Annotated in this window: 16 protein-coding genes and 1 other annotated feature; of the genes, 3 read left to right on the top strand and 13 right to left on the bottom strand. The window is 27.7% G+C overall.

What is annotated here, in order from left to right:
• The first annotated feature begins 95 nt into the window (after positions 1-95).
• A complete protein-coding gene (locus CKV72_RS08240; RefSeq protein WP_089867668.1) occupies positions 96-1,961 on the top strand; it encodes an LTA synthase family protein in 1,866 nt (621 codons plus the stop codon).
• A 42-nt stretch (positions 1,962-2,003) separates the two neighbouring features.
• Here the strand turns inward: CKV72_RS08240 and CKV72_RS08245 are convergent, their stop codons facing one another.
• Positions 2,004-2,780 (bottom strand): sulfite exporter TauE/SafE family protein, encoded by a 777-nt coding sequence (locus tag CKV72_RS08245; RefSeq protein ID WP_171303290.1) that lies wholly within the window; start codon positions 2,778-2,780, stop codon positions 2,004-2,006.
• 186 nt (positions 2,781-2,966) lie between these two features.
• Positions 2,967-4,367 carry a dipeptidase PepV gene (pepV, locus tag CKV72_RS08250; protein ID WP_089867670.1) on the bottom strand — a complete coding sequence of 467 codons (1,401 nt, stop codon included), beginning with the start codon at positions 4,365-4,367 and terminating at the stop codon, positions 2,967-2,969.
• Between the two features lie 212 nt (positions 4,368-4,579).
• On the opposite strand from pepV, the gene CKV72_RS08255 reads away from it, so the two are divergent.
• Positions 4,580-5,473 (top strand): MBL fold metallo-hydrolase, encoded by an 894-nt coding sequence (locus tag CKV72_RS08255; protein WP_089867672.1) that lies wholly within the window; start codon positions 4,580-4,582, stop codon positions 5,471-5,473.
• Between the two features lie 83 nt (positions 5,474-5,556).
• Here CKV72_RS08255 and CKV72_RS08260 read toward each other — a convergent pair whose 3' ends face one another.
• From CKV72_RS08260 to CKV72_RS08285, 6 genes are all read right to left on the bottom strand, one after another.
• Positions 5,557-5,751 (bottom strand): hypothetical protein, encoded by a 195-nt coding sequence (locus CKV72_RS08260; RefSeq protein WP_089867675.1) that lies wholly within the window; start codon positions 5,749-5,751, stop codon positions 5,557-5,559.
• A 30-nt stretch (positions 5,752-5,781) separates the two neighbouring features.
• Positions 5,782-7,095: a sodium-dependent transporter gene (locus CKV72_RS08265; protein WP_089867678.1), complete on the bottom strand. Its 1,314-nt coding sequence runs from the start codon at positions 7,093-7,095 to the stop codon at positions 5,782-5,784.
• 59 nt (positions 7,096-7,154) lie between these two features.
• Positions 7,155-7,405 (bottom strand) — a binding site (T-box leader).
• A gap of 81 nt (positions 7,406-7,486) precedes the next feature.
• Positions 7,487-9,001 (bottom strand): hypothetical protein, encoded by a 1,515-nt coding sequence (locus CKV72_RS08270; protein WP_095178012.1) that lies wholly within the window; start codon positions 8,999-9,001, stop codon positions 7,487-7,489.
• Positions 8,994-10,409, bottom strand: coding sequence for an ATP-binding protein (locus tag CKV72_RS08275; protein WP_095178013.1), 1,416 nt, complete (start codon positions 10,407-10,409; stop codon positions 8,994-8,996). Before CKV72_RS08275 ends, CKV72_RS08270 begins: the two co-directional genes overlap by 8 nt.
• Positions 10,410-10,426: 17 nt before the next feature.
• Positions 10,427-11,116 (bottom strand): response regulator transcription factor, encoded by a 690-nt coding sequence (locus CKV72_RS08280; protein WP_089867685.1) that lies wholly within the window; start codon positions 11,114-11,116, stop codon positions 10,427-10,429.
• Between the two features lie 218 nt (positions 11,117-11,334).
• On the bottom strand, positions 11,335-13,536 hold the full coding sequence (locus CKV72_RS08285; RefSeq protein WP_095178014.1) for a heavy metal translocating P-type ATPase: 2,202 nt from the start codon (positions 13,534-13,536) through the stop codon (positions 11,335-11,337).
• A 204-nt stretch (positions 13,537-13,740) separates the two neighbouring features.
• Here CKV72_RS08285 and pepF point away from each other — a divergent pair, with 204 nt between their 5' ends.
• Positions 13,741-15,540, top strand: coding sequence for an oligoendopeptidase F (gene pepF / locus CKV72_RS08290; protein WP_095178015.1), 1,800 nt, complete (start codon positions 13,741-13,743; stop codon positions 15,538-15,540).
• Positions 15,541-15,591: 51 nt separating this feature from the next.
• Here the strand turns inward: pepF and hisS are convergent, their stop codons facing one another.
• The 5 genes from hisS to purM form a co-directional block, all read right to left on the bottom strand.
• Positions 15,592-16,911, bottom strand: coding sequence for a histidine--tRNA ligase (gene hisS, locus CKV72_RS08295; protein ID WP_089867693.1), 1,320 nt, complete (start codon positions 16,909-16,911; stop codon positions 15,592-15,594).
• Positions 16,912-17,088: 177 nt separating this feature from the next.
• Complete coding sequence (purD, locus tag CKV72_RS08300; protein ID WP_095178016.1) at positions 17,089-18,336, bottom strand: phosphoribosylamine--glycine ligase; 1,248 nt, start codon at positions 18,334-18,336, stop codon at positions 17,089-17,091.
• A 22-nt stretch (positions 18,337-18,358) separates the two neighbouring features.
• Positions 18,359-19,858, bottom strand: coding sequence for a bifunctional phosphoribosylaminoimidazolecarboxamide formyltransferase/IMP cyclohydrolase (gene purH, locus CKV72_RS08305; RefSeq protein WP_095178017.1), 1,500 nt, complete (start codon positions 19,856-19,858; stop codon positions 18,359-18,361).
• Between the two features lie 13 nt (positions 19,859-19,871).
• The gene (gene purN / locus CKV72_RS08310; protein ID WP_089867714.1) at positions 19,872-20,492 is read right to left on the bottom strand and encodes a phosphoribosylglycinamide formyltransferase; all 621 of its coding nucleotides are present in this window, start codon (positions 20,490-20,492) and stop codon (positions 19,872-19,874) included.
• A 37-nt stretch (positions 20,493-20,529) separates the two neighbouring features.
• Positions 20,530-21,525, bottom strand: coding sequence for a phosphoribosylformylglycinamidine cyclo-ligase (purM, locus tag CKV72_RS08315; RefSeq protein ID WP_095178018.1), 996 nt, complete (start codon positions 21,523-21,525; stop codon positions 20,530-20,532).
• Between the last annotated feature and the right edge of the window lie 11 nt (positions 21,526-21,536).

Below are 21,536 nucleotides of genomic sequence, written 5' to 3' on the forward strand. Positions count from 1 at the left end.
TGTTTTTACTTTATTAACATAAACTTATAATAAAATACATAAATTTAATTTATAGTAGAATTACAGTTTAAAACTGTTTTTTTGGGGGGAATAAAATGAAAAATACTCTAAATTATATTTTTAAAAATTTTATAGATATAATAGCTTTTATGGTTTTTGTTACAGTAAAATTATTGATATACGGAAAAACTATAGAAACTGGCTATTTTACTTATAGGGGGATTTTCTTTCCTATATTAGGTTCCCTATTAATTATTATTGCTTTTTCTATACTATTTAAACCTATTAAAAGAGCTAGATTTTTATTTATTATGAATTTAGCAATTACTTTATTTATAATAGCAGATTTAAACTATTTTAGATACTTTAAAGATGTATTATCAATTCCAGTTATTTTAAATAGCTTTCAATTAGGAGCTGTTAAATCTAGTGTTAGTAGTCTAATTAAAATATCAGACTTTTTATATTTTACTGATTTAATATTATTTAAATTTATAATTGATCACTATAAACATTCAAAAGTTAATAGAGTCATACTAAACAAACAACTTAAATTTTCAAGCTTTTTAGTAATACTTTTATTAGCATCTAGTATAGAAGGATATCATTTTTATAAATTATCTAAAGAGCAACCTAGGTTGTTAAGTACAATGTATAATAAGATTTACATATCTAAAAAATTAGGTAATGTAAATTATCATTACTTAGATTGTTTTAACTCTTTGGCTAATGGAATTACTAAAAGAACTCCTATTCCTAAACAAAAAGAAGAAAAAGTTAAGGCATATTTACAAACTAATAGCACAGAAAATAAAACTCCAAAGTTAAAAGGCATTGGAGAAAACAAAAATCTTATAGTTATACAGGTAGAGGCTCTACAATCTTTTGTTATAAATAAAACTATAAACGGAAAAGAAATAACTCCTAACTTAAATAAATGGATAAAAAGAAGTGCAAATTTCCCAAATTACTTTTATCAAACTGCCTCAGGGGGAACTTCTGATGCAGAATTTTTAAGTAACAACTCCCTTTATCCAACAGATTCAGGTTCTGTTACATATTTATATGCAGGAAATAAATTTAATGCTCTGCCAGAAGCCTTAAAGGAAAAAGGATATACAACTGCTGGATTTCATGGATTTAGAGAAAGCTTTTGGAATAGAAATATAATGTACCCTAAATACGGATTTGATAAATTCTTTGGTGAAAAAAGCTTTAATATAGATGAAAAAATAGGTTTAGGATTAAGTGATAAATCCTTCTTAAATCAAAGCTTAGAAAAAATGAAAGAACTGGACGAACCTTACTTTTCTTTTATAGTTACTTTAACTAGTCATTTTCCATATGAAGCTGTTGATAAATATGGTGATTTTCCAGTAGGAGAATTAGAAAATACTTTAGTTGGTAATTATCTAAAATCCATACATTATACTGATGAACAGTTAGGAATATTTTTAGATAAATTACAACAAGAAGGTATTTTAGATAAATCTATATTAGCAGTTTACGGAGATCATTATGCTATACCTAAAGAACATGAAAAAGATTTAGCAAAACTTTTAGATAAAGAGGCCTTTACAGATTTAGAATGGATGGAACTTCAAAAGGTACCTATGTTTATACACTTCCCTAAGGATGAAAATAAAGGTAATTACAATGTATATGGTGGACAAATAGATCTATATCCTACATTGGCAAATATGTTTAATCTTTCAACAGAAAATATGTTAGGAAAAGATTTATTCAATAGTAAAGACGGTAAAGTAATTTTTAGAAATGGTTCTTTTTCAGATGGTAAGATATTTTATCTGTCACCTTTAAATACTTATTTTGATATATCTACTGGTGAAAAAATAGAAGAAAACGATAATTTAAAGAATTTAAAAGAAAAAACTATTAATGAATTAGAATACTCGGATTTAATACTTAAACATAATTTACTTAAAAGGTTTAAGAATTAAAAATTAAACCTAGAAGCATATATTTTGCCTCTAGGTTTTTTTCTACATTTTAAACATTTCAAATAGCATTTTACCAGCTATCGCTAATGACATAGTAACAAATACTGGCTTTATAAATTTAGATCCCTCTTTTAAAGCTAGTTTTGTTCCAACTTGCGCTCCTAATATCATAAACAAAGTCATAGGTATACCTAACAAATATCTTATCTTTCCATTTATAGCAAATAGTATTAATGATGTGGCATTACTAGTTAAATTCATTGCTTTAGCATTTCCACTAGCTCTTACAAAATCAAAACCATATATTTTTATAAGTCCAAAAATTAAAAAAGATCCCACTCCAGGTCCAAAAAATCCATCATAGAATCCCATACTAAAAGCTAATATAGTTCCAAGCATCATATTTCTTTTATTAATTCCCTTAAAATTATCTTCTAAGCCAACACTTTTTGAAAAAAAACTGTATATCCCTACTCCTAATAAAAGTACTAGCACTATAGGCTTTAATACGCTAGAATCTATTAAAAGAACAGTAAATACTCCTGCTGAAGCTCCTAATAAGGTAAATGGTAATAATTTTTTCATAATATCCTTGTCCACTTTGCCTGATTGAGCAAATTTAAAAGTGCTAACCATAGATCCACAGGTAGCTGAAAATTTATTAGTTCCTAATGTATAGTGTGGTGGAAATCCTACCATAAAATATGCTGGTAGACTTATTAACCCCCCACCTCCTGCTATGGCATCTACAAATGCAGATAGAAAACCAGCAGCACATAAAAATAAAACCTTATAAATCATGGGTGCATTCGCTAACATTTTAAGCCCTCCTTGAAGAGTGAATATTCACTCTTTTAAATTAAATCTATTTTCTGACATTATAATTATATCATATTTTATTTACTTTGAATATTATTTTCCTATTATTTGAATTAAATAAAAAAATAAGCTATGGAAACAAATTATCTATAAATATACATTTTTTGTTTCCATAACTTAATAATTTTATTTTTTTGCTAATTCATATATAGCATTAGCATATATTTTAGCATTCATTACTAAATCCTCTATTTCTATATATTCATTTACTTGATGATCTAAATCAGGTTTTCCTGGAAAAATTGGTCCAAAGGCTACTATATTAGGCATCTTTTTAGCATAAGTGCCTCCACCAATAGCTATAGGTTGTCTATTTTCTCCAGTTTGATCATTATATACTTTTAGCAAAGTCTTTATAAGAGAATGATTTTTAGGATAATATAAAGGATTTTTATTGTTTATATTTTCTATAATAAAGCTTTCCCTTTCTAATAATTCTCTTAAAGGCTTTATTATATCTTCTAATTTATAGGTTACAGGATATCTTATGTCTACACCCATGGAAAAAATTCCTTCTTCTACATTAATTGTACCTACATTTAATGTTAATTTACCTGAATCTTCATCTTCAAAACCTATACCACAACTTTCTCCATTAACCTCAAAACCTATCTTTTCATTTAAGAAAGAAGATACCTTATAAAAATCTGATTCTTTATTTTCTTCACATAAAAATTCTATAAATTGAAGCATTTGCATTATTGCATTTTCACCAGATGCTGGAGTGCTACCATGAGCAGATACTCCTACAGATTTTATTACTACCATATCACTTTTTATATGTGCTGTTAAATCATAATTATTTCTAGTTTTAAATTTTTCTAAATTCTTTATTACATAGTCTTTTTCCTTAGAAGAAATTCCAGTTTCACAATAGTCAGGTACCATGTTAAGTCTTTGTCCACCTTTAATATATTCAATTTTAAATTTACTTGTATCTTCTACTTCTAATTCTTTTTTGATATTAACATTAAGAATACCTTTTTCTGCAAATATTAATGGATATTCTGCATCTGGAGTAAAGCCAGCTATAGGTGGTTTTTCTCTTTCCAAATAATATTTCATTTCATTGCTTCCAGTTTCCTCATTAGTTCCAAATATAATTCTTACTTTCTTTTTTAATGGAAGCTTTGCGTCTTTAATAGCTTTCAATCCGTATAGAGCTGCTACAATTGGCCCCTTATCATCTAAGGACCCTCTACCATATATCTTTCCTTCGTGTATTTCAGCTGAATAGGGTGGATGTTCCCATCCATCTCCTTCTGGAACTACATCTAAATGTCCTAGCACTCCTATATAATCTTCTCCTTCTCCATACTCCACATATCCTACATAACCGTCTAAATTCTTAGTTTTAAATCCTAGTTTTTTGCCTATACTTAAAGCACAATTTAAAGCTTGAGCTACTCCTTCCCCAAAGGGCATTCCTTCTTTAGGTTCGGATTCCACACTCTTTATTCTGATTAGTTTTTGAGTAGATTTTATCAAATCTGTTTTAAGATCATTAATTTTTTTATTTAACTCCATTTTTTCTATACCTCCAGCAAAATTTTATAGGTTTAAAATACCCAATCTTTTGGAGTATAACTTATTAATATGTTTTTATTTCTATATTATTATACCACAAGTTTATATTAATGAATAACGAATACTTAGTTGTTCACTAATATGAGCTTGTATTTGTATTTTAAGTGATATATTATTTTATTAGACATAAATAAACAAAGGATGGGATATTAATGGAACTAACTAAAATTAAAGGAAGCACATACTATATAAATGCTCCAACTAACATAGGTATTTATGTTTTTAAAAATAAGAATTGTTTAATAATAGATACAGGTATAAATAATACACAGGCTAGAAAAATAGAGGAAGTTTTAATTAATAATGGTCTTCACCCTAAATACATAATAAATACCCATAGTCATATAGATCATTGTGGAGGAAATAGTTATTTTAAAAATAATTATACTGGATGTCTATTTTATAGCTCAAATAAAGAAAAAGTTTATATGGAAAATATAGAACTTTGTTTTGAAATGTTGTCTGGATCTAAACCTTTAAAGGAACTAATAAGAACAAATAAGTCTATTAATGTAGATTTTGTACTAGACTATGGTATAAATAAAATAAATGATGAAAAATTTGAAATAATACCATTAAGAGGTCATACAAAAGAACAAATAGGAATTATAACTCCTGAAAAAGTTTGTTTTTTAGGTGATTCAGTATTTAGCTATGCAACTATGAAAAAATATTCTATACCTTATTTATATGATATAGAAGAAAGTATAAATACCTTAAATACTATAAAAGATATTGATGCAGATTATTTTGTTTTAGGACATGGTAAAAATATTATAGAAAAAAATGAGCTATCTTCATTAGTAGATAAAAATTTAGATAACATAAAAAATTATATAAATCAAATTCTAGAGCTTTTAGACCAACCTTTAACAAAGGAAGATATACTTCAAAATTTAGCTATATTAAATGATATATCTATGAATTTTACCCAATATCATGTAGATCTTTCAACTGTAGGCTCCTTTATAACTTATCTTCATGATAAAGATTATATAGACTCCTCCCTTCAAGATGGGAAATTATATTTTTTTAAAAAAGCATAGTAAAAAAGAAGCTGTCACATTAAGAATAAATACTGCAATATATTGTATGTAGATTCCTTAATGCGATAGCTTCTTTTAAAAAATTATTTATTTTTCTTATTTTTTAATGTCTTTTTTTTAGATCTATTAATAGAATATTGAAGGGCTAACATAAAAGCTCCAACAAAAACTATTTTATATATAAATCCAGTTATATTTCCATTTTTTAAATCTATAAAGTATCCCCAAATAGCTGCTATAAACATAGAAGTAAATATAATTAGCCACTTCTTTTTCATTATATACCTCCTAAATTATAAGGATTAATTTTAACCTATACCATTATATATTACCCCAAGTATAAGCACAAGTATAGATGATATTACAAATACATATTTACCTAAAGGCTTAAACCAATTTCCTAAAGGTTCTTTACATCCTTTATTAATTTCTATAAGTGCTTTATCCATTCCATATATCCAATAAAATGTTATTGCACTTATCATAGTTCCTAATGGCGCTAAATATATTGTTACAAAATCAGCCCACTTACCAAATACATCCATACTTAGATTTAAGGGTATTCCTATTATAAAAGCCATAATGGATATTATTGCTACTCCCTTAACTCTTCCTATCTTAAACTGACTTAAAAATGCTTCTGAGGTAGCTTCCATCATGTTTATTAAAGATGAAACTGCCGCAAATATTATACTTATAAAAAACAATATCCCAAAAGCATATCCAAAGGGCATAGATTTGAACACATATGGCATTGTTATAAATAAAAGTGATGGTCCTGCTGATGGATTTAGTCCAAAAGCAAATACCGCTGGTATAATTACAAAAGCTGCCAATAGAGCTGACAATGTATCAAAAATTGCTATCTGCATAGAAGCTTTTGGTATATCCTCTTCTTCTTTTAAGTAACTTCCATATACCACCATTCCTGCTCCATTTAAAGACACCGTAAAGAAAGCCTGCCCTAGTGCCATAACCCATGTTACAGGTTTTAATAAATAATCCCACCTTGGTTTAACTAAATATGCAACTCCCTCCATAGCACCTGGTAAAGTTAAACTTCTTATGAGTAATATGACAAAAATAACAAATAAAGAAGGCATCATTATTTTATTTAAATTTTCTATTCCTTTTATTACTCCCATATTTACTATAAGTAAAGTTACAAAAATAGCTACAAATGCCCAAAATATACTTAATTTACTTCCTGTAAATCCATTAAATAATTCTTCCATATTAAGAGTGAAAAAACTTCCTTTAACAGCTTCAAAAAAATATTTAAAAGTCCATCCTACTACTACTGCATAAAAAATAAGTGTTCCTCCAACAGCCATAGCTGGAATTAAACTAAATGCTTTTCCTGCTGGTAAGTTTTTTTTCTTAAATACTTTTTGTATTCCCTCAAAGGATCCACCTTTCATCCATCTACCAAAGGCGAATTCTCCTATAAGTCCTGTTACTCCTAATAGATAAACAAAAATAAAGTAAGGAATTAAAAATGCTGCTCCTCCATATTGTCCTAATTTCCAAGGAAACATCCAAATATTTCCGAGACCTATAGCTGATCCCAAACATGACATAATAAATCCTAGTTTACTAGTAAAGGTTTCTCTTCCTTCCATACTACCATCCTCCTAAAAAATATATTTAAAATAAAAAACCCATCCTTTATACATAAATGTATAAGGACGAGTTTGTATTTCGTGTTACCACCTTACTTCGCATATTTCCATTAGTTATTAGTTATTCACTATTAATTATTCACTAAAACAATATGCCTCTAAGTCATTATATCGGATGACAACCGTTAATGTTTTACCATTAACGCTCCAAAGTCGTATTTCGTAAATTTTTGCAACACATGGTTTCACCACCCCCATGCTCTCTATATAAAACACAAAAATAACTACTTTTCTTCTTCACAGCCTTATATATTTAAAAATATACTTTATAATTATAACATAGTGAAATATAAATGTATATAACTAAGAGAATTTTTCTTCTTATTTTTAGCTATTTACTACCTATCTCTTTATTCCATTTTTCTACATAATCTCCTGTAGCCCATTCAGCCATTACTATAGATTCATCTTTCTTTATAGATATTTTGTATATTGCTTTATTACCTAATTCATTGTCTTTTATTTCATAAATTTTTATATTATCTTTAGTTACTATTAAAGCAACATCTTTATTTGGAGAAGTATATGCATCTATTGCGTCTGGTACTCTACTTTTAACTGCATTCCATGAGAGATAAAAAGCATTAAAATTAACCATTTTATTTGATGGATTTATATTAATATTGTAGTCCTTATAATCATATCCGGTTGGATCTTTTTCATTTAATCTTCCTTTTACAATCCAATAGCCATTATTTCTTACTAAAGAAAAATTTTCTTCATTGGCTTCCTTTTCAATATTTTTTATACTAGTTTTATCTTGAGATGCTAAAAAAGCTTCTAATGAACTCTTTATAGCCTTTTTCCCATCTTCACCAAATATATCTGATATTTTTACACCTCTTATATTTTTTACTGCATGTATAGGTAAAACCTTATAAAAATCTTTGCTTTTATCACCTTGTATTTTACTATACTCCATACATAAATAATCATTTCCTGCGAATATTATTTTTTTATGTATATTTAATTCATTTTTATCATCAATTGAAACTGTATTATTTTCCTCTTGATTGTTATAAGCAAAAATTTCATCTTTAAAGCTATTTTCTCTTATTATATGTCTTTGTACACCAACTCTCCAAAATCCATCTATTTTAGGTAAAAATAAGTCTTTTACTTGTACTACATCTAAAACTTTTCTATTTTTAACTGGAATCCAAATAGTTCTATAATTACTTCCTTGACTACCTATACCATTTGTATCCTTAACAAGGCTATCATCCCTTATTCCTATAAGTACTCCAGATCTTAATAATTTGTCTTCTTCTAATTTCTTAGTGTCCTCTTTTATCTTTAATTTTTTCAAATTGCTTTCACTAAAAAATTTTTCAGTATCCTCTTCTATTTTTTCCAAATAAAAAAACACACCTTCTCTTTGAACTATTAGATTACTATCATCTAATTTTATAAATTCATAAAATAGCTTTCCGTCTGATATAACTGATATTATTTCTGTCTTTGATATATTTGAATTTTTCAATCCAATATCCTCTATATTTATTTTATATATATAAGAAAAATAATCCTTTATATTCACATTCTTAACTTTATACTGAGGATTTACAGAAAGCTCATCTATTAAAAAAACATATTGATTATTAAATGCAGCTTTTTCCCCTATTAAATTATCCACTTTAAAATTATCTACATCTTCTTTATTATAACTATTGTTAAAAATTGAAATTTTTTTAACTTCCCATATTCCTTCTATAGATATTTTATTATTCTCAGGAGGTATTATTTTATCCCTAACTTCCATATTATAAGGTACATACTTTTGGAATAAAAAAAATGCTATTATAAGTAGTATTATTGTAAATATTATAGTTATTTTTTTATTCATTTTTCATCTTCCTTTCATCAGAATAAGGAAGTTTTATATAAACTTTAGTTCCCTTATTTACTTCACTTTCAATATCCAATGTTCCACCATGCATTTTAATAATTTCATCGCATATAGATAATCCTATACCATTTTGAGATTTACTATTTTGCCCCTTATAAAATTTTTCTTTTATCTTAGGTAAATCTTCTTTACTTATACCATAACCATTGTCTTCTATTAAAACTATAACATTTTCATCTTCTATCTTTGTACTAAGTAATACCTTTTTTTCTCCCTCTTCTTTTAAAAATTTAAAAGCATTGTCTAATATGTTTATAAATACCTGCTTCATTCTATCTTCATCAATATACATTATAGGTAAATCATAATTCTTTTCTACCACAAAATCTATATTTTCTCTTTTTGCTCTTAGTCTTAAATATTTTTCTATATAGAAAATAACCTTATTTAAATCAGATTTTTCTTTTTTTATAGTAACTTTTCCAGAGATTAACTTAGAAAAATCCAAAAGTTCTTCTACCATTTTAGACAGCCTTTCACTTTCTTCTTCAATTATATTAAGACCGTCTCTTATAAGCTCTTTATCTTCTAAATCATCAGTATTTAAAGTTATTGCCCACCCTTTAATAGAAGTTAACGGTGTCCTTATTTCATGGGATATAGATGATATAAATTCATTTTTTAATTTATCTTTTTTTAATATTTCTTCTGCCATATAATTTAATGTATCAGACAATTTTCCTATTTCATCATCAAATTCTTTTTCATTTCTAATCTCTAAATCTCCTCCTGCCATTTTTTCTGCTACTTTAGTTAATTTTTTTATAGGTTTTATTATAGTATCTGATAAAAATATACTAAGAATTCCAACCACAAAAATAACAATAAGTCCTATACTAAAAAAGAAAGATGACATTTTAATTATGGCTTTATCTATTTCCTTTAATGAACTTATATATCTTAGTACTCCTATAATCTTATTATCAACAATTATAGGATAGGCTACAGACATTACCCTATGCTTATCGTAACTAACGTCCCCTATCCAAATACCTTTATCACCATCTAAAGCATTTTTAAAATCCGTTGTTTTAATAGGTTCATCAGTACTTACCCCTATAGAATCCAATAATATTCTCCCTTGAGTATTTATTATTTGAACTTGAGCATTAGTTTGCTTCCAAAATACATCTACATTATCCATTATATTTTCTTCTAAAGTGGTATTTGAAAAATATCTACTATAAAAATCTGAAGATAATTTCACTTGATTAGTTAACATTTCTTCTAAATTTCCATAATAATATCTTTTGGTAAAGCTTATTAAAAAAACTTCAAAAGCCAAAATGCTAATTACTATTATTAACATAAAATTTTTAAGCAATCTTAATTTTATACTTTTCATCATTTACCTTCCTAATGTTATAATTTTCTCCATCTATACCCTTTGCCCCATACAGTTTCTATATATTTAGGATTAGAAGGTTCATCTTCTATTTTAGCTCTCAATCTTCTTATGTTTACATCTACAATTTTAGGATCTCCTACAAAGTCATAACCCCATACTAAGTCTAATAGCTCATCTCTGCTAAAAGCCCTTTCTTCGTTTTCTAAAAATATTTTTAAAATCATATATTCTTTTGGAGTAACATCTATTTCCTCTTCGCCTTTGTATACTTTTTGTGAATAGGTATTTATTTTAAATATATGGCTAACTAAAATATTTTTATTTGTACTGTCAGTGGAATTAATTCTTCTTAATAATGCTTTAATTCTCAAGGTAAGCTCTGATGGATTAAAGGGTTTTACTACATAATCATCTGCTCCAAATTCTAACCCCATAATTTTATCCATATCCTGAGTTCTTGCTGTAAGCATTATTATGCCCATATTAGGAAATTCTTCTCTTAATACTTTACAAACTTCAAATCCATCTATACCAGGTAACATAACATCTAATAAAGCTATACTTGGTTTTTCTATTTTTGCTTTTCTTATACCTTCTTCTCCTGTTTGTGCTTCTATTACCTCTAAACCACTTCTTTTAAGGTTAATCTTCAAAAATCCTCGTATACTTTTTTCATCTTCCACCAATAATATTTTTCCCTTCATAAAAGCCCATCCTTTGTATTAATTATAATTTTGCACTATACTTCAATTCTATATTAATACAAAACAAATTTAAATATGTTACAAAAAAGTTGCTACGAAAAAAAAGGGGGAAAAAATGGGACGGTTCTTGAAATATTTCAAGAACCGTCCCCTTTTTTTTAATGAATAACTAACAACTAACAATGAATAATTATTCATTGTTCATTATTAGTTATTCACTACTTAAGTGTTCTCATAGAATTTAATACTGCAATTAATGTAACGCCTACATCTGCAAATACCGCTGCCCACATATTAGCAAAACCTAATGCTCCTAAAGTCAACACTACAAATTTAACTCCTAAAGAAAATATTATATTTTGCCATACAATTTTTTTAGTTTTTTTAGCTATTTCTATTCCCTTTATAATTTTAAATGGATTATCTTCCATTATAACTATATCAGAAGCTTCTATAGCTGCATCGGAACCTAATCCTCCCATAGCTATGCCAATGTCTGCCCTTGCCAAAACTGGTGCATCATTTACTCCATCTCCCACAAAGACTAACTTACCTCCTAAGCTTTTTTGTGAAAATAACTTTTCTAATTCTTCTATTTTATTTTCTGGTAATAAATCTGTATGCACTTCATCTAAAGCAAGTTCTTTTCCAATTCTTTCTCCTGCTGACTTGTTATCTCCAGTTAACATTACAGTTTTCTTGACTCCCATATTTTTAAGTTCTTTTATTGTTTTCTTTGAGTCTTCTTTAATTCTATCTGAAATAATTATATAACCTAAATAATTTTTATTTAATGCTACATATACTATTGTTCCAAAATCCTTAGTTTTTTCATAATTTACTTCCTTTAATTCCATTAATTTATGATTTCCAACTAATAATTCTCCTTCATCTAACAATGCCCTTATTCCATGCCCTGAAATTTCTTCATATTCTTTTATTTCTTGCTTATCTATATCTTTTCCATAATAATTAACTATAGATTTTGCAATTGGATGATTAGAAAAACTTTCTCCTAAACTTGCTAATCTTATTAGTTCATCTTCTTTAATATCTTTATGTGTTTTAACTTGTGATACTTCAAATACTCCTTCTGTTAAAGTTCCTGTTTTATCAAACACTGCAATTTCTACATTCTGTAAGGCTTCTAAATAATTGCCTCCCTTTATTAATATGCCATTTCTAGATGCTGCTCCAATTCCTCCAAAGAATCCTAGTGGAATAGAAACTACTAAAGCACAAGGACAAGATATTACTAAAAATACCAAAGCTCTATATATCCATTTTGAAAATTCATAACTTCCAAGTATAATTGGCGGCAATACAGCTAAAGCTAGAGCTGAAAATACAACCGCTGGAGTATAATACTTTGCAAATTTAGTTATAAAATTTTCTGTTGGTGCTTTTTTAGAACTAGCATTTTCCACTAAATCTAATATTTTAGATACAGCAGATTGTCCAAAATTTTTTGTTACTTTTATAGTTAAAAGTGAAGTATTATTTATTGATCCTGATAAAACAACATCTCCTTTTTCTACTTTTCTATTTACAGATTCTCCTGTTAGTATAGAGGTATCTAAATAGGATTGCCCTTCTATAATTTCTCCGTCTAGTGGAACTTTTTCACCAGGTTTTACTATTATAATGTCTCCTATTTGCACTTCCTCTGGTGACATCATTTCTATATTCTCACCTTTTTTTACATTAGCAAACTCTGGTCTAATGTCTACTAAATTGGCAATAGATCTTCTCGAATGATCCACTGCATAATCTTGAAATATTTCTCCAATTTTATAAAATACCATAACTGCAACAGCCTCTGGATATTCTTTTATAGCTATTGCCCCTATAGTCGCCACTGCCATTAAGAAATTCTCATCAAAAATTTCTCCTCTTAATATATTTTTTAAAGCTATTATTATTATTTCATATCCTACTAAAATGTAAGATACTATAAACAAGCTTGTTTTTAAACTTTCCTCATCTTTAATAAGGAAAGCCACTATTGCTAATATAATTCCTATTGCCATAGATATTTTACTAATACTTTCATTACCTAATTTTGTTTCTCCGTGATCATGGGAATGACCATGGCTATGTGTCTTTTCACTATTATGACAATGCTCACCTTGACTACAGCTACAAACTTGTTCTTCTATAGGTTTTTTTCTTCTTAGGTTTTTTTGTCTTTCTAGTACTTTTACATGAGGCTCTAATTTATTAACTATACTTCTTGTATCTTTCATAATAATATTTTTTTTATTTAAATTTCTAAACTTAATAGTTAAAACTTTATTTGCAAAATTAATGGACGCACTTTCTACATCCTCTAATTTATTTACTCTATCTTCTATTTTAGCTGAGCATCCTGCGCAGTTTAGCCCTTCTAAAACTAACTCTAATTTTTCTTCATTATTCATGGCTATCCTCCTTATGATTAACATATGTTCATATGTTCATATGTTGTTATACTGTTATTCTATTACTTATTTTTTGTATTGTCAATGTTTTTATTTATATATTTTAACTATTAACTCCAACTCCTTATAATCTCCGCTTATGTTATAATTTATAGAGAATATACAAATAATTTAAATAGTTACTATTTTTATGGAGGTTTTTATATGGAGAGTAATAAAACTTTAAAATCCAGAGAGGAAATAGATGAAAAATACAAATGGAATATTAATAATTTATATGAAGATCTAGATGCTTGGGAATGTGATTTTCAACATTTAAAAGAAATCGCACCCAAACTTTCTAACTTTCAAGGTAAGCTTAAAGATCCTAAGATTTTATTGGAATATTTTAAAATAGAAGAATCTATATTAAGGCTTGCAGAAAAATTATCTGTTTATGCTCATTGTAGATCTGATGAAGATACTACTAATACAACCTTTCAAGCATTAAAATCAAAAATTGATAGTTTCTTTCCTGAAATACTTGGATTAAGTTCGTTTTTTATACCTGAAATACTATCTATAAATGAAAAAGATTTATTAAACTCGCTTAATAAAATTGATGAATTGAAAACTTATAAATTTTTATTAGAAGACATTTTAAAATTAAAGCCCCATACATTGAGTAAAGAAGAAGAAATGATATTAGCATCTGTAAGTGATTGTTTAAATGCACCTAGTGATATTTACAATATGCTTTCCAATGCAGATATAAGTTTTCCTAGAATAAAAAATGAACAAGGAGAAGAAGTAGAACTTACAGATAAAAATTATTCTGTTTTTATATCATCTAAAGATAGAAGGGTTAGAAAAGATGCTTTTAAAGCTTTATTTAATACCTATGAAAAATATAAAAACACACTGTCAACTGCTCTAACTTCTGCTATAAAAAATTTTATATTTAATTCTAAAACACGTAAATTTAATTCTTCTTTAGAAAGTTCCCTAAAGCCTAATAATATTCCTGTAGAAGTTTACAATACAACTATAAAAACTATAAATGATAATTTATCTTCTCTTCATAGATACGTAAGAATTAAGAAAAAATTATTAGAATTAGATGAAATGCACATGTATGACCTTTATGTTCCTTTAGTAAAAACTCCTAATATTAATATTCCCTTTGAAAAAGGAATTAAAATGGTAGAAAAAGGATTAAATCCTTTAGGAAAAGAATATTTAAATATATTTAAAAAAGGTATTGAAGATGGCTGGGTTGATATATATGAAAATAAAGGTAAAAGAGGTGGAGCTTATTCTACTGGTTCTTACGATACCATGCCTTATGTATTATTAAATTATAACTATAAATTAAATGATGTATCCACTTTAGCTCATGAAATGGGGCATTCTATTCACAGTTATTATTCAAAAGAAAATCAACCTTATATTTACTCTAATTACACTATATTTTGTGCAGAAGTTGCTTCTACTACAAATGAATGTCTTCTATCAAATTATATGATAGAAAATGAAAATGATAAAAACATGAAATTATATTTTATCAATCAACAGTTAGAACAAATAAGAACTACTGTATTTAGGCAAGTTATGTTTGCTGAATTTGAAAAAATAACTCATGAAAAATTAGAGTCAGGAATTCCTCTAACTAGTTATGACTTGTGCAATATATGGCATGATTTAAATTTAAAATATTTTGGAGAAGATATTATAATAGATACTGAAATAGACATGGAGTGGTCACGTATTCCTCATTTTTATTCTCCTTTTTACGTTTACCAATATGCCACAGGTTATGCTGCTGCTAACTCCTTTGCTACTGAGATTTTAAAAGATACAGAAGGTGCTTTAGATAAATATATAGGATTTTTAAAAAGTGGTGGTAGCGACTATCCTATTAATATTCTAAAAAAAGCTGGTGTGGATATGACTACTTCAAAACCTATGGAGGCTGTTATTAAAAGATTTAATGATTTATTAGATATGCTAGAAAATAATTATTAATATTTTAAAAAGAGATAAAGTCTCATTTTATTAAGGCTTTATCTCTTTTTATCATACATTTTTAATTATTTTAATTGCTTCTTCTAAAGACATGCTTTCTTGATTACCTGTTTCCATATTTTTAACACTTACTTTTTCTTCTTTTAACTCATCTTCTCCAATTAATATTACATAAGGTATTTTTAATTTATCTGCATAAGCAAATTTTTTACCTATTTTTGTATCTTCTAAATATAACTCTGATATAATTTCATTTTCTCTTAATTTATTGGCAACCTTTATTGAATATTCCATAGTATCCCCTACAGGAATAACTAATACCTGTGAAAGTGTTGATGATGCATTTTCTCCTATTATTTTTGCTTCTCTTAATTGATAAAATAACCTTGTTAATCCTATAGATATACCTACACCTGGTAACTTTTGATTGGTATAGTGTTCAGCCAAATTATCATATCTTCCACCAGAACAAACACTTCCTATTTGTGGATAATTATTTAACACGGTTTCATAAACTGTTCCTGTATAATAATCTAATCCTCTAGCAATAGTTAAATCTATTTTATAATTTTCATCTGGAACATTAAAGCTTTTTATATAGTGTATAATTTTTGCTAATTCTTCTACTCCTTCTTTAAATACATCATTTTCTATGTTTAGTTCTTTTAAGCTTTTTATTACATCTTCTTTTGAACCCTTTATATTTATAAAATTTATTATTTTATCTATTTTTTCATCTTCCAAGCCTAATTCTTGTAATTCTTTTCTTACTCCAGATTCCCCTATTTTTTCAAGCTTATCTATAGATCTTAGCACACCTTTTCTATCTTCTACATCTGTTCCTTCAAAAAATCCATTTAGAACTTTTCTATTATTTATTCTTATAGTAAAATCTTCAAATCCTAATTCTTTAAAAGTTTGATATATGATACTTGGTATTTCTGCATCATTTATTATGCTCAAACTACCATTACCTATAATATCTATATCACATTGATAGAATTCTCTAAAACGTCCCTTTTGATTTCTCTCTCCTCTAAACACTTTTGATATATGATATCTTCTAAAAGGAAAGGTCAAATCTGAAAAGTGTTGTGCTACATATCTTGCTAGTGGAACAGTTAAATCAAATCTTAATGATAAATCTGTGTTTCCTTTATTAAATCTATATATTTGTTTTTCGGTTTCCCCTCCACCTTTAGCTAATAATATTTCTGACTTTTCTATAGTAGGTGTATCTAAAGGGATGAATCCAAACTTTTCATAATTATGTCTTATTGTATCCTTCATTTTGTTAAAAACTATTTGATCAGCCGGCAATAATTCCATAAAACCTGGCAATATTGATGGCTTTACAATATCCTTACTCATATATATCCCTCCGTTGCTTTAGTATGATAAACTATTAATATTTTAACTTAATTTAATAAGAAATTCAAATATTTTCTAGTAAATTATATCCCTTAGCTTAATATTATAGCATACAATTTTTTTTTATGAATAGCAAAGTAAAGTGGTAGCTAAAATATTTCAACCACCACTTTACTTCTAATATCTAAGTTTTCCAATATCTTTTCTAAAATACATACCGTGAAAATCTATTTTATTCATTTCTTCATAGGCTTTATTTATACTATCTTCTAATTTATTTTCTACAGCATAAGTACATAAAACTCTTCCGCCATTGGTTATAAGATTTCCTTTTTTAAATATTCCTCCAGCTACAAAGGAGTTAACTTCTTTAGACATGTTTATTTTAAAGCCTTTTTCATACTTTCTTGGATATCCTTCTGATACTGCTACTACACAGCAAGAGTGAGCTTTTTTCCACTTTAAATCAAAAGAAGAAAGTTCATCATTTAAAGAAGCCTCTATAAGCTCTACTAAATCACTATCCATTAGAGGTAATACTACTTGAGTTTCTGGGTCTCCCATTCTAACATTATATTCTAAAAGATAAGCTCCTTTTTTAGTTATCATTATCCCAAAAAATATTATTCCTTTATAATCGAAATTTTCTTCTTTTATTCCCTTTAATGTTGGTTTTAATATATTTTCATTAAAGTCTTTCATAACTTCTTCAGTAACATATGGATTTGGGGCAATGGCACCCATACCTCCTGTATTTGGTCCCTTATCTTCATCATAAATTTGTTTATGATCCTTTGATGATATAAATGGTAATATAACTTTCCCATCAGTTATAGATAAAATAGATGCCTCTACTCCTACTAAAAACTCTTCTATTACTACTTTTTTACCTGCATCACCAAACATATCTTCTACCATGAATTTTGTTATGATATCCTCCCCTTGGGAATAATTTTCACATATAACTACTCCCTTACCTGCTGCTAAGCCATCTGCTTTTATTACTATTGGATAACTACATACTTTTAAATACTCTAAAGCCTTATTTTTTTCATAAAACACTTCATAAGCAGCGGTTTTTACTCCATATTTTTTCATAAAGTCCTTTGAAAAAGACTTGCTTCCTTCTAAAGCTGCTGCCTTTTTACTAGGGCCAAAAATCTTTAACCCTCTTTCTTTAAAAATATCTACTATACCATTTACTAAAGGTACTTCTGGTCCTACAATGGTTAAATCTACTGCATTTTCTTCTGCAAAATCTGCTAAAATACCTATTTGTTCTATATCTATATTTTCACATTTATTCATTAAAGCTGTACCACCATTTCCTGGTGCACAATATATTTTCTCTACTTTAGGATTTTGTGCTACTTTCCAAGCTATTGCATGTTCTCTTCCGCCACTGCCAACTATTAATATTTTCAAACTTAACACCTCTTTTATTCAATTAATGCTTAAAATGTCTAATTCCTGTAAATACCATGGATATTTCATTTCTATTGCATTCTTCTATAGAGTCCTTATCTCTAATAGATCCCCCTGGTTGAATTATAGCTTTTATTCCATATTCTGAAGCTTTTTTAACTACATCATCAAAAGGGAAAAAGGCATCTGAAGCTAAAACTACTGAGCCATTACCTCTTTCTAACGCCTGACATGCCGCCCATATTCTATTTACTTGTCCTCCAGCAATTCCTATAGCTTTCTTATCTTTAACAACTACTATAGCATTAGACTTTACATATTTAACAACTTTCATGGCAAAAATCATATTTTCCATTTCTTCTTCTGTTGGTTTTTTTGCTGTTACTACATCTATATCTTTTATAAGAGTATTATCTGTGCTTTGAACTAATATGCCTCCATCTACTTTGCAAACCTCAATTTTATCTGAGGGTTTAGTATTACACTTTATAATTCTTAAATTTTTCTTTGCTTTTAATATTTCTAAAGCATCATCATCATAGTCTGGGGCTATTATTACCTCTAAAAATATTTTAACAAGTTCCCTTGCAGTTTCCTTATCAACTTTTCTATTAAAAGCAACTATTCCTCCAAATATAGATACTGGATCGCATTCATAGGCTTTTTTATAGGCTTCACATAAAGTATTTCCTATAGCTACACCACAAGGTGAATTATGCTTCAATGCACAACATGCTATTTCCTCAAACTCTCCCACAACCTTCCAAGCAACATCCATATCTTTTATATTATTATAAGAAAGATCTTTTCCATTTAATTTTTCAAAATCCTTAAAAGCTCCACCTTCTGTAAGAGAAGTATAAAAAGCTGCTGTTTGATGAGGATTTTCTCCATATCTTAAATCCTTATCTTTTTTATAACTTAATGAAAGATATTCTGGATATTCTTCTTCTAACAAAAATTTACTTATAGCTCCATCATAAGCTGACATTAAATTAAATACTTTTCCTGCTAAAGTCTTTCTAGTATTAAAATCCACTTTTCCTTCTTTTTCTAACTTTTCTTCTATATTTTTATAATCCTTAGGATCTGTAATTACTAATACATCTTTAAAGTTTTTAGCCGCTGCCCTTATCATTGTAGGTCCACCTATATCTATAAATTCTATTTGTTCTTCTAGAGATAAACCTTGTCCTATTTTTTCAAAGAAAGGATATAAATTTACTACAACCATATCTATAGGTGCTATATTTTTATTTTTGATTGTATCCATATGCTCTTTGTTATCTCTTATAGCTAGTATTCCACCATGAATAACTGGATGTAGGGTTTTTACTCTTCCATCTAATATCTCATCAAAATTGGTTATTTGAGATACTTCTGTTACCTTTACCCCATTGTCTTTTAGATGTTTGTAAGTTCCCCCTGTGGATATTATTTCCACATTATTTTTTTCTAAAAATCTAGCAAACTCTAATATACCTTCTTTATTGTATACACTTATTAAAGCTCTCTTAATCAAGTTTATGTCCCCCTTACTTATGAATTCTAACTTTTCTTCCTTCTATAGCTATTTTACTATCTATAAAAAGTTTTATAGTTTCTGATAAAGCTTTATGCTCTTCTATTAATACTCTTTCTTGAAGAGCTTTTGCATCATCATCTTCATGTACTTGAACTATCTTTTGGCATATTATAGGCCCCGTATCTGTACCACCATCTACAATATGCACAGTGCAACCTGAAAATCTTACACCGTATTTTATAGCTTCTTCGTGAACCTTTATGCCAAACATTCCTTTGCCTCCAAAAGATGGCAATAATGAAGGATGAATATTTATTATTCTATCTTTAAATACTTTTAAAATATCTCCTTCTAATATAGAAAGCCATCCTGCAAGAACTATTAAGTCTACTTTACCTTCTACAAGATTTAATATTTTAGAGGATAGTTTTTTACCTTGTTCTTTTCTATCTACTATGTAAGTTTTTATATTATTTTCTTGGGCTCTTTTTAGAGCATAAGCTCCCCGTCTATCACTTATTACCATATCTATAGTACAATTTAAATTACCTTGTTTTATATTATCTATAATACTTTGTAGGTTTGTTCCCCCTCCTGACACCAATACTGCAATTTTAAAGCCTTCTGCCATATGCACTCTATCCCTTCTTTACTCCCTTTTGTTTAAACTATTTTATGATAACTTTTCTTTCTCCTTTTTCTATATGTCCTATTTTATAAGCTTTTTCACCTTGCTCAATTAATTTTTCTATAACCTTTTGTTCATAGGAAGGATCTACACATATTACAAAGCCTATACCCATATTAAATACATTAAACATATGCTCTTCTTCTACGCCCTTTGAAATTATATACTTAAATATATCAGGTCTTGGGAATGAATTTTTATTTATTACTGCATTTAAATCATCTTTAAACATTCTTGGAATATTTTCATAAAACCCTCCTCCAGTTATATGAGCCATTCCCTTTATTGGATAATTTTTTAATAATTCCAATACTGGTTTTACATATATTTTAGTGGGAGTTAAAAGTTCTTCTCCTATAAATTTCCCATTAAACTCTTCCTTAAAATCCTTTATAACATTTCTAACTAAAGAATATCCATTACTATGGACTCCTGAAGATGCAATTCCTATTAAAACATCCCCTTCTTTTATATCTTGTCCATTTACAATATTTTCTTTTTCTACAACTCCTACAGCAAAGCCTGCAATATCGTATTCTCCTTCTTTATAAAATCCAGGCATTTCTGCAGTTTCTCCACCTATTAAAGAACATCCTGCTCTTAAACATCCATCACTAACGCCCTTTACTATATCCGCTGCTACTTCACCTTTTAATTTTCCACATGCCATATAATCTAAGAAAAATATAGGTTGAGCTCCATGACACAATATATCATTTACACACATTGCCACACAATCGATTCCTATAGTATCATACTTTTCTAACTCAAAAGCTATTTTTAATTTAGTACCAACTCCATCAGTACCTGATACTAGTACAGGATTTTTATATTTTCCAAGCTCATACATAGCTGCAAAACTGCCTATACCATTTAGCACACCTTTATTAAAAGTTTTTTCTACATGTTTCTTCATTAAACTTACTGATTTATATCCCTCTTCTATGTTTACCCCTGCATCTTTATATGTTGCCATCACTATCTCCT

This window comes from Clostridium cochlearium (genome assembly GCF_900187165.1).
GTDB lineage: Bacteria > Bacillota > Clostridia > Clostridiales > Clostridiaceae > Clostridium_G > Clostridium_G cochlearium.